The following is a 13145-nucleotide window of genomic DNA, read 5'->3' on the forward strand; positions in this document are numbered from 1 at the left end:
CCTCCACTCCAGCCAGCATCTTGAATCACAAAACCGACTGATCCGGAATCCCCTTCGATTCCGTCAAATCAGGAACCGCTCTAGCCGATGCGACCGCCGCTTGCCGGATCGAACAGATGGAGCGATGCCGGATCAGCCGACAGGCGCACGGCCTCACCCGGCTTCACGCTGGCCCGGCCCATGGCAAACACGCAGACCTGCTGGCCGGCAAGCCTGGCATAGAACTGGGTGGACAGGCCGAGCGGCTCCACGACACCCACCTCGCCCTTCAGCGCGCCATTGTCGGCGAGCCGGATATGCTCGGGCCGCAAGCCGACGGTGATCGTATCGCCATCCCTGAGCGGCAGGCCGTCTGGCAGCCTCAGCTTCTGGCCGTCGGCCAGGATGGCATCCGGCTTGGCGCCCTTTTCAACCACGGCAGGCAGAAAATTCATGCCGGGCGAGCCGATGAACCCGGCGACGAACATGTTGACCGGCCGGTCGTACAGATCGAGCGGCACACCGACCTGCTGGACGAGGCCGTCATGCATGACGACGATGCGGTCGGCCATTGTCATCGCTTCGGTCTGGTCGTGGGTGACATAGACCGAAGTGGTCTTCAATTGCTGGTGCAGCGCCTTGATCTCGGCACGCATGTGAACGCGCAGCTTGGCGTCGAGGTTCGAAAGCGGCTCGTCGAAGAGAAAGACCTTCGGGTCGCGCACGATGGCCCGTCCCATGGCGACGCGCTGGCGCTGGCCGCCGGACAATTGCCGCGGCAGGCGTTGCAGAAGCGTATCGAGCCCGAGCCGCTTGGCGGCACTGTCCACCCTTGCATCGATCGCCGGCTTGCCGGCCTTTCTCAGCATCAGGCTGAAACCCATGTTCTTCGACACGTCCATGTGCGGATAGAGCGCGTAGGACTGGAACACCATGGCAATGTCGCGGTCCTTTGGCGCAATGTCGTTGACCAGGCGCTCACCAATATGGATTTCGCCGTCGGAGACCTCCTCCAGCCCGGCGATCATACGCAGCAGTGTCGATTTCCCGCAGCCGGACGGGCCGACCAGAACGACGAACTCGCCGTCGGCGATTTCGAGATCGACCGCGTGCAGAACGCGCACGGCTCCATAGTCTTTGCGGACTTTGTCGAGTGTAACGGAGGCCATCGATCTATCCCTTGACGGCGCCGGCGGTAAGGCCGGTGACGAGGTAGCGTTGCAGGAAGGCAAAGAAGACGCAGACCGGGATCAGCGCCAGGATGGAAGCAGCCATCATCTGTCCCCAGTCGACCGCGAATTTGCCGATATAGGTGAGCAGGCCGACCGCGAAGGTCTTCTGGTCGTCGCTGGAAATCAGCATCAGCGCAAACAGCAACTCGCTCCAGGCGGCGGTAAAGACGAAGCCGAGCGTCGCGCCCATGCCGGGTAGCGTCAGCGGCACGATCACCTTGCGCATCGCCTGCAGGCGCGTGCAGCCGTCGATCATGGCTGCCTCTTCCAGGTCTCTCGGGATGCCGTCGAAGAAAGATTGCATCAGGAAGGTCGCAAAGGCCGTATTGAACGCGGTGTAGATGATGACGAGGCCGGTCAGGCTGTTGATGAGGCCGATCTGCCCCATGATGCGGTAGATCGGCGGAATGACCATCACCAGCGGAAAAGTCTGGGTGAGCAAAAGCAGGATGGCCAGGGTCGCCTTGCCGCGGAAGGAAAATCGCGACATGGCGTAGCCGGCCAGCGTGGCAATCACCGTTACGAAGGCTGCCGTCGACACCGAAACGATAACGCTGTTCAGGAAATAGCGTGGAAAGTCGGTGGCTTCGAGCACGGTGACGAAGTTCTGCAGCGTCGCTTGCGACGGCCAAAAAGTGATGCCTTCGGAATAGAGCAGCCGCTCCGGCGTAACCGAGATCTTCAACGTCCAGAAGATCGGGAACAACGCGAAGGCCATATAGGCACCGATGCCGCCGTAAAGGCCGATGCCGCCGAGAATGCGCGAGGAGACGGAGCGTCCGGCAATCATCAGACGTGCCTCACCAGCGAGCGACGGATGCCGATCAGTGCAATCGCATAGACGATGAGCAGCACAAGCAGCAGCACCGCCACCGCGGAGGCATAGCCTTTGTCCAGCGACTTGAACGCGCTGACGTAGATATAGACCGGGACGGTAGCGGTCGAACCGGCAGGCCCGCCTTCGGTCATGACGAAGATCAGGTCGGCGAAGGTGGCGATCCATATCGTGCGCAGCATGACGGTAATGACGATGGTTGGTGCCAGGAACGGCAGCGTCACCTTGGTGAAGCGCTGCCACGGCGAGGCGCCGTCGATCGCCGCCGCCTCATGCAGTTCTGACGGGATCGACTTCAACGCCGCCAAAAGCGTGATGGCAAAAAAGGGAATGCCGAACCAGACATTGGCGACGATCGGCCCCCACATGGCTGTCGAGGGATCGGAGAGCACGTTGGTCGGCTCGGCTTTCAGCCCCAAGGCGTAGAGCCAATGCGGCAGCGGCCCGATGATCGGGTTGAACAGCCAGGCCCAGGTCAGGCCCGAGAGGAAGGATGGTACCGCCCAGGGCAGGAACACCACCGCCTGCACGATCTTTCTGCCCCGGAACGGCGTGTCGAGCAGCAGCGCCAGGCCAAGTCCAAGGAAAAATTGGAAGAACAGGCTGGCTGCCGTCCACCATAGCGTGTTGACGAGCGCCTGCCCGAGCACAGGATCCGACAGCATCGCCTGATACTGCCCAAGCCCGACATATTCGGATTTGAAAGCAGAGAATTTGCGGAACGAGTAGCCGACACCGATAACCAGCGGCACCAGGAGCACGACGACCAGCAGCGCGATCGCCGGGCTAAGATAGAGCCAAGGCTCGATCGCGGCATGGGATAGCCGCTTCTTTCGCGGCCTGCCGGCGGATCGGATTTCGGACACGGCATAGGTCATTGGTACTGGATCGTCTCCTGGGTAAGCACGGGCTGGCGACAGCGCCTTCCCCGTTTACGGGGAGATGCCGGTCCACCCTCCGCAGCTGCAGCGCAGCTGCTGCGGAGGACGGGCAGGCGGATGAGAGGCAACACGAGCCGCGACGGGTTGGCGCCGCCCCTCATCCGTCACTTCGTGGCACCCCCTCCCCGTGAACGGGGAGAAGGAACAAAAGCTATTTCTTGTTCTTGGCCAGCCAGTCCTGCTGTTCCTTGGTCAGGAACTTGGCCCATTCGTCGGCCACGTCCTTGGCCGCCTTCTGACCAAGCAGCACTTCCTGAAAATTCTTGATCGCCACCTGGTCGACGAAATTGCCGAGATTTTCCAAATGCGTCGGAGGCGTCACCATCTCGTATTTGTCGCCGTTGTTCAGTTCCTCGAACCAGCCTTTGAATTGCTCGGTCCTGAAGTGGGCGTCCTGGTCGGCGCCGTTGTGGATTGGAATGACGCCGACTTCCTTTGCCCATTCCAGATTGTCCTTGGGCGACAACAGCGTCGCCATCAGCTTCCATGCATCGTCCTTGTGCTGGGAATTGGCGAACATCGCCCAGCCGGCATAACCGAGCGTCGGATAGGATTTGCCGCTCGGCCCGACCGGCATCGGCGCCACGGCGAAGTCGTCGGCGCTCATCTTGTCGGCGATGCCGAGCAGCGCGTCGGGATCCTGGTTCAGCATGGCGCAGGTGCCGCTGTAGAAGCCGGTGACGGTCTCGTTAAAACCCCAGCTCACCGCATCTTTCGGCGCCAGGCCGTTCTTGTACATGTCGGCGAGCATCTGCAGGCCCTTGACCGAGCCTTCCTCGTTGATGGTCGAGGTGCCGTCCTCGTTGAAATAGCCGCCCTTGCCGGCGGCGATGTTCATGAACATATGCATGCCGTTGAAGGCGCCCGGGCCGCCGCGCAGGCAGTAGCCGTATTTGCCCGGTATCGCCGAGATTTTTTTGGAGTCCTCGACGAATTCATCAAGCGTCGCCGGCGGACCGTCCAGACCGGCCTCCTTGAACAGCTTCTTGTTCCAGAACAGCGCGTTCAGGTAATAGCCGTAAGGGATCATGTACTGCTTGTTATCGACCGTCGAGCCGAACTGCTTCGCACGCTCGCCCAGCGTTTTGGCATCGTCCCATTTGGCCATGTATGGCCCGAGATCCTCGAGCTGGCCGTTGGTCGCATAGAGACCCATCCAGCGTTCCGGCATCTCGACGATGTCGGGCGTGTCGCCGGCCTGCACCATGGTGAGGAACTTCTCGAACGCCTGGCCCCAGGGCAGCGATACCAGCTCGACCTTGACGCCCGGATTGGCCGCCTCGAATTCGGCGATCTGCTTCTTGAGGAATTCGGTACGCGGCGGACTGGTGATTACCTCGACCATCTTGACCGTGGAATCGGCCAGCACGCTGCCGGCGGAAATCGCCAGACCCGCGACGGCACCAAGAAGGATGCTCAGTTTTTTCATGTTCAGCACTCCCATTTTGAACGGCTCCTTTATCTTTTTGCTCTGTCGAAGGCCTGGGCAACATCCGCCCACAGGTCTTCGACACTTTCCAATCCGACACTGAAGCGGATGGTTCGTGGGCTGACGCCGAAGCGCGCCATCGAATTCAGGCCCGGCGTCTGCTCGAGCGAGGCCTTTGCCGGAACGACCAGGCTCTCATGGCCGCCCCAGCTGACGCCGATGCGAAAGAGTTTCAGCGCATCGACGAAAGCCGGGATGTCGACGTCTTCCGTCACTTCGAACGAGAACAGCCCGGCATAGCCGGCAAGCGTCGCCTTGCCTGGATGGTTGGAATAGGCCGGGTGGTTGACCCGCTCGACATGGTCATGCGCTTTCAGCCGTTCGGCGATGGTCAGCCCGCTCTTCATATGGTGCGGCAACCGCAGCGGCAATGTTCGCAGGCCACGCAGCAACAGCCAGGCCTCGAAAGGCGAAAGTTTGCCGCCGAGATAGGAATAGGTCTGCTCGTTGATATGTCGGATATGGGCGGCCGAACCGGCCACCACACCGGCGACGGTGTCGCTGTGGCCGCCGAGATATTTCGAGGCCGAATGCAACACCAGGTCGACACCGTGCGAAATCGGCTTCTGGAACACCGGCGTAGCCCAGGAATTGTCGATCGAGGTGACGATGCCCTGCTCTTTGGCCAGCCGCGCCAGCTGGGTTATGTCCTGGAGCTCGAACATCATCGACGTCGGGCTTTCCAGGTAGAGCAGCTTGGCGCCGGGAAGTGCTGCCGCGACCGCGTCCGGATCGGAACCGTCGACATAGTCGACCTTGATGTTGAGCCGTGGCAAAAGCCGTTCGAACAGCCGGTAGGCATCGCCGTAGCAATTGCGCACTACAACCATGCGCTCACCGGCACCGACGAAAGCAAGCACCGTGGCGCTGATCGCCGCCATGCCGCTGGAAAAGCCGCGGGCGGCCTCCGCGCCTTCGAGAGCGGCGACACGCGCCTCGAACTCCATGACCGTCGGGTTGTCGCCGCGCGAATAGATCGGCTGACGTCGCCTGCCGGCGAATGTGTCGGCCATCTCGGAATAGTTGGCGAAGGTGAAGAGCGAAGTCTGGTAGATCGGCGGGACCACCGCGCCGCCGGGGAAAGGCTCGTCATGGGCGAGAAGCGTCGCTGCCTCGGCGAGATAGTCGTTTTCGAAACCGGCGGGATGATCGCTCATTTCTGGCCTGAAAGTTCGAGTTTGGCCGCGCCGCGCTTCAGATCGTCCTCGACGGTGGCGATCAGCTTGAGCGCCTCGGCCCGAGCCCCCTCCGGATCGTGCGCGGCGATGCGTTCGTAGATGGTGCGGTGGTAAGGAAAGCTGGCGTGGCCGAAATCACGCACGCCGAGCGGATGCTCCCAGAAACGATGGAACAGTTCGTGCATGGCGGCGATGATCTGCTCGAACAGCGGATTGCCGGAACTGCGGTAGATCGACTGGTGGAATTCCCAGTCCTCCTCCGCCGACATCCCGGCGCGAGTGTGGAAGGCCTGCTCCATAATGTCGAGCTTGCGCCCGATCTCGACGAGATCTGCCTGGCCCGCGCGGACGGCGCACAGGGCGGCGGCTTCCGCTTCCAGCGCGCGGCGGATTTCCAGCGTCTGCATCAGGCTGGTGAAATCATTGCCGCCGGCCAGCGTCAGCGGCATGTGCAGCATGTCCAGCGAGACCACTCCCTTGAGATAGGTGCCGCTGCCTTGCCGCCGTTCGACCAGGCCGAGCCCTTCCCAGCGCGTCAACGCCTCGCGCACGGTGTTGCGGCTCACCTTGAGGCGCTCGGCGAGGATGCGTTCGGTCGGCAGTCTCTGGCCGGGCCCGAGGGCTTCCCGCATCACAAAGCCGGCCAGCGCCTTGAGCACCGCGTCGTCGCGAGCAGTTGCCTGTATGGGGGAAAGGCCGAATTCGGTCATGCCAACGGGTCCCAAATGGCTCAATGGTCCAACCAATTTCTGCATAGAAGACAGGCCCTGTCAATCGACTGCGGGCGCATACGCCCTGCCAGCCGGCTATTTCAAAGGGCGCGCTGTCGCTGCCGCAACAAAAACCAAGCGTTTTCCGGGTCTTGGCGTAGAATCCTGATGTGTTCTGAAAATTGGGGGCCGGCCGGCGTTTGGCAGCGGTACGAGGAGGCCACTATGTGCCAGCGCCGGCCGGCCGACCCCACGGACCCAGGAGATGCGGCGGACCTGAGCATCATGGGGTATTCTTCGGGTCGAACCGGCGATCTAGCCTCGTGCCGGTTACGTCTAAGGGCTGCACATTTGCGCAACAACTTATGGAAATCAACCGTTTCTTAACCAACCCTCGCAAATCGCTTGGATTAAGGTAAATTCGTAACCTTGTCGCGTTGACCCGGCAATTGGTGTTCGGTGCTAAGCCGCCTTGGCGACGACGCGATTGCGGCCGCCGCTCTTGGCTTCGTAGAGCGCAAGGTCGGCGCGTTTCATTAGCGCGGAGACCGTGTCCACCCCTTTCAGCACCGACGAAACGCCGACGCTGACGGTGACTTCGACGGCTTTGCCTTCGGCGCCGACGGGAAACGGCAGTTGGGCGATTTCGGCGCGAATGCGCTCGGCGACCTTTTCGGCCACCGCGCCGTCGGTGTCCGGCATCACCACGACGAACTCCTCGCCGCCGAAGCGGCAGGCTAGGTCGATGCCGCGCACATTCTTGCGCAGCCGCCGCGCGAATTCGCGCAGCACGTCGTCGCCGCCGTCATGGCCATGCGCGTCATTGATGCTCTTGAAGCGGTCCAGATCGGTGATCATCACCGACAGCGGCCGGCGCCGTGCCACGGCGCGGTCGAACAGCGTCTGCAGATGGCTGTCGAGATAGCGCCGGTTGTGCAGGCCGGTCAGGGCATCGGTCACCGCCATCTCGATGGTCTGGGTGACGCTGGCGCGAAGCTGGTCGTTGTAGCGCTTGCGGCGCACCTGCGTACGCAGCCGCGCGGTCAGCTCCTGCTGGTCGATCGGCCGCATCAGATAATCATTGATGCCGAGTTCGAGGCCGCGGATGATACGCCCCTCCTCGCCCTCGTCCGCCAGAAGGATGATCGGCAGGAAACGGGTGCGATCGAGCGAGCGCAATTGCGAGCAGAGCCTCAGCGGGTCGAAATCGGCGAAGGCCGTCGAGATCATCACGCATTCATACGGCTGCTCGGCGGCCTGGAAGAAGCCGGCATGCGGATCGTTGGCGACGTCGAGATCGGCACTGCCGCGCAGCATCTTCTGGATGCGCTCGAACGAGGATTTGCGCTCGTCGACCAGCAGCACCTTCGGCACCGCATCGTCGGCAGCGAAGTTGCGGCTCAAAAGCTCCTCGATGCCGATATTGCGTGTCGTCGAGGCGCGCAGCCGCAGCTCGTCGGTCAGCGATTTCAGCCTGACCAGGCTCTTGACGCGCGTCATCAACTGCAGATCGTTGACCGGCTTGGTCAAAAAATCGTCGGCGCCGGCCTCGAGGCCGCGCACCCGGTCCGAAACCTGGTCGAGCGCGGTGATCATCACGACAGGGATGTGCGATGTCGCCGGGTCGCCCTTCAGCCGCCGGCAGACCTCGAACCCGTCCATGTCGGGCATCATCACGTCGAGCAGCACGACGTCGACCTTGCCGTTCTCGCAGATCTCGATCGCGTCCGGCCCGTTGGTGGCGGTCAGGACCTCGAAATATTCGGCGAGCAGCCGAACCTCCAGCAGCCTGACATTTGCTGGGATGTCGTCGACGACGAGGATCCGCGCGGTCATTTCACAAAGCTCCGGCTCGGCTGGAAAGATACATCAGGCATCGCCCAGGTAGGATTTGATGGTTTCGATGAAACGCGGCACCGAGATCGGCTTGGAGATATATGCCTCGCAGCCGCCCTGGCGAATGCGCTCCTCGTCCCCCTTCATCGCGAAGGCGGTGACGGCGATGACCGGGATGACGTGGAGATCATCGTCCTCCTTCAGCCATTTGGTGACCTCGAGGCCCGACACTTCCGGCAGCTGGATGTCCATCAGGATGAGGTCCGGCCTGTGCTGCCGCGCCAGATCCAGCGCTTCCAGGCCGTTGCGTGTGCGCACCGTCTCATAGCCGCTCGCTTCGATGAGGTCGCGAAAGAGCTTCATGTTGAGCTCGTTGTCTTCGACGATCATAACCTTCTTTGGCATCGATTTCCCGTCCCGGCTGGCCTTCCACTCGAAGGGTGCCGTCATGCGCCCCTTGTCGGCACGCACCAAACCTGTTCCCACTATATGGCAATATGATTGACGAAACGGAAACCGGCCGCCCTAAAAGCGTTCGGATTCCAGGTCGGCGAGCTTGCTGCCGGCGACACTTGCCACTACTGCGAAAACAGAACGATTCCGCCCATGAAGGAAGGTAGCGATGGCAAACGCAGCGTCAATGCGCGAGGAAGCGGAAACCATTGCCGTAAAGGCGTTGGGCTTCGTCGCCGCCGATCCGGAACTTCTGCCCCGCTTCCTGGCGATCACCGGCATCGAAGCCCATTCCATCCGCCAGGCGGCGGGCGAGCCGGGATTCCTGGCCGGCGTGCTGCAGTTCATCCTTGCCCACGAGCCGACGCTGATGCGTTTTTCCGAGGAGACCGGAACGCCGCCCGCCGCAGTCGGCAAGGCATTGCGGGCGCTGCCGCTCGGCGACGACAATCATGAGCATTCGATATAAGCGGCGATCCCGAGACAGATCGCCGCGGCGAAAATCGTGAGTGCACTCGGGCTTTGACGCCGGCAGCGAAAGTCATAAGACAAGCAATTCCAGGAAAAGTGTGAAACGGTTTCCCGTCCGGAATTGCGCAAAAAACAAAGACATGGAGCGGTTCAGCGTTTCCGTGAAACGATGAACCGCTCAAGCTCGGCGCTTAGGGTTTCAACTTCGCCCCTGCCCCGCCATTGTCATTCTCGCCCGAGCCATGATCCGGAACGGTAGCCTTGCTTGGGTCCATGATGGGGTTGTCCTGAACGGCATCGGCCGGCTTCAGCATGGCGCCGTTGACCGTGACCGAACCGTCTGCCTTAGCGTTGACGACCCATTCCAGTCGACCATCCGGCAGTGCCTTGCCGAACCCTTTGACAGCGAGTGCGAACGGAAAATACTGTGCCGCTTCCGGTTCGGTCTTGGCCGCCGTCTGCAGGGCCTCCACGATCTTGTCATAGCCCGCGACATCGATGGTCATGCTCGCGTCGGGCTTCTTGCCGGGGAACGTCATTTCACCTTCCATGGCAATCTCGATGTTGCCGTTCTTGATCGTGCTGTGTCCGAGAATGGCCTTTGGCGTCTTGGCCAGGAAATCGGCGGAGATCTGGTTGCCGAAATCTGCCGGCAGCGGTGGATCCTTGCTGAAATCAAGGGTTTCGATGGTTTTCTTCGCCATGCTGTCCAGATCGATGTTGGCGCCGCCGAAGTTGAGGTCGATATCCGTCGGCAGCAACGCAACGCTCCAGCTGGGCAGCACCTGCTGTGGTATTGTCAGGCCGGAAACCTTGAACGCGTAGTTGATCTTGCCGTCCTTGGCGATGCCGTCCATGCCGACGGCGGTATTCAGTTGCGTCGCACCGAACTTGCCCACCGGGCTCTCCACCACAAAGTCCTTGAAGCCGTAGGTGCCGTCGATCCGCTCCCACAATGGCAGTGCTGCCGTCAGAAGCGATTTGAACTCCGCCTCATCCGCCTTGAATTTGGCTGCATCATCAGTCGCCACAATGAAAGCAAGCAGGTCGAGCAGCGGCTTTGTCCGCATGCCCTTGCCCGTCGCATCCACCGCCGCGTGCGGCGATTTGACATTGTATAAGAATTTCAGACCGCTCTTGGGATCGTCCAGTCTGACGGTTTCGGCAAAGGCGGTCATTGTCTGTGAATACGCAAAATCTATGCCGCCATTCGCTGATTTCGTCGCGCTCATGCTGCCAGCGCCGCCATCCGCAGAGGCTTCCACATTCTGCAGCGGGCTTTTTACACTCATCGTGACGCCCGAAGTGGAACCCGAGGCGTTCACAAAGGCCGCCAGATCGGGGTCATAGATAGCGGTGAACTTGTTGTTTGAAATGGAAAAGTCGATGTGCTGCGGCCCCTCCGGACCGACGAAATCAACAGACCCCTTCGGGGACACGTCCGCCGAAACGTCCCAGTGTCCATCTTTGCGCGGCTTCGCCAGAACGAAGTAAGGCGTGACGTCGAACTTGAAGGCTTGCTGCTTTGCCATCAAATCCGTGACTGGCTTGAAGTCGAAAGCGAGCTTGTAGGCATCGCCGTCGACTGAAATTTTGACGAACCCGATATCGAACAGCTTCTTGCCGATGTAGTGCGCCAGATCGTCGGAAAGCTGCTTCGCGCCTTGCCTGTCGACCGCTTGGCCGAAGGCAGGCGCGCTGAGCGCGAGAACAAAGACGACTGGCAGGACACGGTTCACGCTTGTTCTCCGTTGGGCCATGGGAATTTTCTGCCCTTTCTCATTTCGTAGGGAATTACTATCACAACCGCAAGGCGAGCCGGACGGATCGATGTCGACCGCGGCATTGCCTAAAGCACCAGCCGCACCAGCGGCCGGCCCGGCTTACGTTCGACCAACCGTTGGAACGCGGCCTTTTCGAAGACCCGCGACGAGCCGACGAACAGCCCGATCGAGCGCGAATCCTTCGATAGATCGATCGGGCAGGCTTCGATCAGCCGCGCGCCGTTCTGGCGGGCGAACTCGATGCCGCCCGCGACCAGACGGTGCGACACGCCCCTGCCGCGCGCCTTGGTCCGGATGAAGAAGCAGGAGATCGCCCAGACGCCCGGATCGCTGGCGTCGGCGGGGTCGATCGGCGCCGACCCCCTGCCCTGGTTGTTCCATTCGGGCACGTCGGCGCGCGGGCCGATCTGCATCCAGCCGATCGCCTGACCACCTTCCAAGGCCAGCAGGCCGGGCGGCGGTCCGGCCTCGATCCGCGCCTTGATGTGGTCCTTGTTGCGCTCCCGGTTGCTCGCGCGGCGCGCTGCGGGCGACAGCCGGAAATGTGTGCACCAGCAGCCGTAGCAGGCGCCTTGCCTACCGAAAAGATCTTCGAAATCCGCCCAAAGCTCGGGCACTAGCGGCGCTATGGTCGTATTCATGAGCTCTCTCCCGGCCCACCGCCTTGTCGTGGCGTCCGTCCTGACGTACCATTGCATTTGTTCTCTTTATGTTCGCAGCGATGGCGGCCCCTGTCAACAATCCCGAACACGGTTTTTGCCGCGACTGCCTGAGTTTTCAGCGCAGCGAGGCACGCCGTTGCGAGCGCTGCGGCAGTCCACGGCTCGCCCGCCATCCGGAGCTCTACCGGCTGCGCCTTGCCCATATCGATTGCGACGCGTTCTACGCGGCGGTCGAAAAGCGCGACAACCCGGCGTTGAAGGACCGGCCATTGATCATCGGCGGCGGCAAGCGCGGCGTTGTCTCCACCGCATGCTACATTGCCCGCATCCACGGCGTGCGCTCGGCAATGCCGATGTTCAAGGCGCTCGAAGCCTGCCCGGAAGCGGTGGTCCTGCCGCCGGACCTGGAAAAATACGTGCGCGTCGGCCGCGAGGTGCGCGCCATGATGCAGGCGCTGACGCCGCTGGTCGAGCCGCTCTCGATCGACGAGGCCTTTCTCGACCTCGCCGGCACCGAGCGCCTGCATGGCCTGCCGCCTGCGGTGGTGCTGGCGCGCTTCGCACTCGGCGTGGAAAAGGAGATCGGCATCACCGTTTCGGCCGGCCTTTCCTACTGCAAGTTCCTGGCCAAGGTGGCGTCGGACTTCCGCAAGCCGCGCGGCTTTTCGGTGATCGGCGAGGCCGAGGCTATCGGCTTCCTGGCCGAGCAGCCGGTGACGCTGATCTGGGGGGTCGGCAAGGCCTTTGCCGCCACGCTCGAGCGCGACGGCATCCGCACCATCGGCCAGTTGCAGCGCATGGAACGTGGCGATCTGATGCGCCGCTACGGCGTCATGGGCGACCGGCTCTACCGGCTTTCGCGCGGCGAGGACGACCGTCGCGTCGTTCCCGACCAGGACGCGAAAAGCGTCTCGGCGGAAACCACTTTCGATACCGACATCGCCTCCGTCGACGAACTGGTTTCGGTGCTGAGGGCGCTGTCGGAAAAAGTCTCGGCCCGGCTGAAGAAATCCGGCATTGCCGGACGCACCGTCGTCCTCAAGCTGAAGACCCAGGATTTCAAGATCCGCACGCGCAATCGCCAGCTCGGCGATCCGACCCGGCTGGCCGACCGCATCTTTCAGACCGGGCTTGAGCTGCTGCGCAAGGAAGCGGATGGCACGAAATACCGGCTGCTCGGCATTGGCGTCAGCGATCTCTCCGACGATGACCGGGCGGACCCGCCCGATCTGGTCGACGTCCAGTCACGCAAGCGCGCCATGGCCGAAGGCGCCATCGACACGCTGCGCGGCAAGTTCGGCCGCAGGGCGGTGGAAACTGGCTACACCTTCGGCAAGGGCCGCGATGCCCATCCGCCCGAACCGGTCGAGGACTAGTTCCTCTGCACAGAGGTTTTGGTTCTTTGACAGAGCCTGAAAGGGCTGTGGATGGGAGCCTGCCGATCGGGCTGCCAATCTCCAAGGTTGCGATTAGCGATAAGCCACCACGTCTTCGTCATCCCAGGGCGGAGCAGGAGCGAAGCTCCGTCGCGGAGACCCTGGGATCCATATGTGGACGGCGCCCTGCCTGCAACGG

The 13145-nt window shown here is 62.1% G+C and carries 12 protein-coding genes; 2 read left to right on the plus strand and 10 right to left on the minus strand.

The genetic code is table 11. From position 1 onward, the window contains the following. Nucleotides 1–80 precede the first annotated feature (80 nt). From NKI97_RS34770 to NKI97_RS34805, 8 genes are all read right to left on the minus strand, one after another. Nucleotides 81–1148 carry an ABC transporter ATP-binding protein gene (locus tag NKI97_RS34770; protein ID WP_352750705.1) on the minus strand — a complete coding sequence of 356 codons (1068 nt, stop codon included), beginning with the start codon at nucleotides 1146–1148 and terminating at the stop codon, nucleotides 81–83. Between the two features lie 4 nt (nucleotides 1149–1152). Continuing rightward, a complete protein-coding gene (locus NKI97_RS34775; protein WP_352684119.1) occupies nucleotides 1153–2001 on the minus strand; it encodes a carbohydrate ABC transporter permease in 849 nt (282 codons plus the stop codon). Continuing rightward, nucleotides 2001–2924 carry a carbohydrate ABC transporter permease gene (locus tag NKI97_RS34780; RefSeq protein ID WP_023679983.1) on the minus strand — a complete coding sequence of 308 codons (924 nt, stop codon included), beginning with the start codon at nucleotides 2922–2924 and terminating at the stop codon, nucleotides 2001–2003. The genes NKI97_RS34775 and NKI97_RS34780 overlap by 1 nt, the downstream gene beginning before the upstream one ends. A 214-nt stretch (nucleotides 2925–3138) precedes the next feature. Beyond that, on the minus strand, nucleotides 3139–4416 hold the full coding sequence (locus tag NKI97_RS34785; RefSeq protein WP_031212851.1) for an ABC transporter substrate-binding protein: 1278 nt from the start codon (nucleotides 4414–4416) through the stop codon (nucleotides 3139–3141). A gap of 29 nt (nucleotides 4417–4445) precedes the next feature. Further along, complete coding sequence (locus NKI97_RS34790) at nucleotides 4446–5633, minus strand: PLP-dependent transferase (RefSeq protein WP_352838544.1); 1188 nt, start codon at nucleotides 5631–5633, stop codon at nucleotides 4446–4448. Further along, entirely contained in the window at nucleotides 5630–6364 is a 735-nt protein-coding gene (locus NKI97_RS34795) for a FadR/GntR family transcriptional regulator (protein ID WP_023679986.1), read from the minus strand. The genes NKI97_RS34790 and NKI97_RS34795 overlap by 4 nt, the downstream gene beginning before the upstream one ends. A 462-nt stretch (nucleotides 6365–6826) precedes the next feature. Further along, the gene (locus tag NKI97_RS34800; RefSeq protein ID WP_352448689.1) at nucleotides 6827–8200 is read right to left on the minus strand and encodes a PleD family two-component system response regulator; all 1374 of its coding nucleotides are present in this window, start codon (nucleotides 8198–8200) and stop codon (nucleotides 6827–6829) included. Nucleotides 8201–8233: 33 nt separating this feature from the next. Then, a complete protein-coding gene (locus NKI97_RS34805; protein WP_348625950.1) occupies nucleotides 8234–8650 on the minus strand; it encodes a response regulator in 417 nt (138 codons plus the stop codon). Nucleotides 8651–8822: 172 nt separating this feature from the next. Here NKI97_RS34805 and NKI97_RS34810 point away from each other — a divergent pair, with 172 nt between their 5' ends. After that, the gene (locus tag NKI97_RS34810; RefSeq protein WP_352448688.1) at nucleotides 8823–9122 is read left to right on the plus strand and encodes a DUF3572 domain-containing protein; all 300 of its coding nucleotides are present in this window, start codon (nucleotides 8823–8825) and stop codon (nucleotides 9120–9122) included. A 193-nt stretch (nucleotides 9123–9315) separates the two neighbouring features. Here the strand turns inward: NKI97_RS34810 and NKI97_RS34815 are convergent, their stop codons facing one another. Together NKI97_RS34815 and NKI97_RS34820 are read right to left on the minus strand one after the other, a co-directional pair. Continuing rightward, the gene (locus NKI97_RS34815) at nucleotides 9316–10656 is read right to left on the minus strand and encodes a hypothetical protein (protein WP_352448687.1); all 1341 of its coding nucleotides are present in this window, start codon (nucleotides 10654–10656) and stop codon (nucleotides 9316–9318) included. A gap of 317 nt (nucleotides 10657–10973) precedes the next feature. Then, entirely contained in the window at nucleotides 10974–11549 is a 576-nt protein-coding gene (locus NKI97_RS34820; RefSeq protein ID WP_352838545.1) for a GNAT family N-acetyltransferase, read from the minus strand. A 68-nt stretch (nucleotides 11550–11617) separates the two neighbouring features. Here NKI97_RS34820 and NKI97_RS34825 point away from each other — a divergent pair, with 68 nt between their 5' ends. Continuing rightward, nucleotides 11618–12946, plus strand: a complete 1329-nt coding sequence (locus NKI97_RS34825) for a DNA polymerase IV (RefSeq protein WP_352838546.1) — start codon at nucleotides 11618–11620, stop codon at nucleotides 12944–12946. Nucleotides 12947–13145: the final 199 nt, after the last annotated feature.

The organism is Mesorhizobium sp. M0296, from assembly GCF_040321675.1.
Taxonomy (GTDB): domain Bacteria; phylum Pseudomonadota; class Alphaproteobacteria; order Rhizobiales; family Rhizobiaceae; genus Mesorhizobium.

Coding starts and splice junctions, on each gene's coding strand:
- NKI97_RS34770 (WP_352750705.1), bottom strand. CDS start 1,148: ATGGCCTCCGTTACACTCGACAAAGTCCGCAAAGACTATGGAGCCGTG.
- NKI97_RS34775 (WP_352684119.1), bottom strand. CDS start 2,001: ATGATTGCCGGACGCTCCGTCTCCTCGCGCATTCTCGGCGGCATCGGC.
- NKI97_RS34780 (WP_023679983.1), bottom strand. CDS start 2,924: ATGACCTATGCCGTGTCCGAAATCCGATCCGCCGGCAGGCCGCGAAAG.
- NKI97_RS34785 (WP_031212851.1), bottom strand. CDS start 4,416: ATGAAAAAACTGAGCATCCTTCTTGGTGCCGTCGCGGGTCTGGCGATT.
- NKI97_RS34790 (WP_352838544.1), bottom strand. CDS start 5,633: ATGAGCGATCATCCCGCCGGTTTCGAAAACGACTATCTCGCCGAGGCA.
- NKI97_RS34795 (WP_023679986.1), bottom strand. CDS start 6,364: ATGACCGAATTCGGCCTTTCCCCCATACAGGCAACTGCTCGCGACGAC.
- NKI97_RS34800 (WP_352448689.1), bottom strand. CDS start 8,200: ATGACCGCGCGGATCCTCGTCGTCGACGACATCCCAGCAAATGTCAGG.
- NKI97_RS34805 (WP_348625950.1), bottom strand. CDS start 8,650: ATGACGGCACCCTTCGAGTGGAAGGCCAGCCGGGACGGGAAATCGATG.
- NKI97_RS34810 (WP_352448688.1), top strand. CDS start 8,823: ATGGCAAACGCAGCGTCAATGCGCGAGGAAGCGGAAACCATTGCCGTA.
- NKI97_RS34815 (WP_352448687.1), bottom strand. CDS start 10,656: ATGGCAAAGCAGCAAGCCTTCAAGTTCGACGTCACGCCTTACTTCGTT.
- NKI97_RS34820 (WP_352838545.1), bottom strand. CDS start 11,549: ATGAATACGACCATAGCGCCGCTAGTGCCCGAGCTTTGGGCGGATTTC.
- NKI97_RS34825 (WP_352838546.1), top strand. CDS start 11,618: ATGTTCGCAGCGATGGCGGCCCCTGTCAACAATCCCGAACACGGTTTT.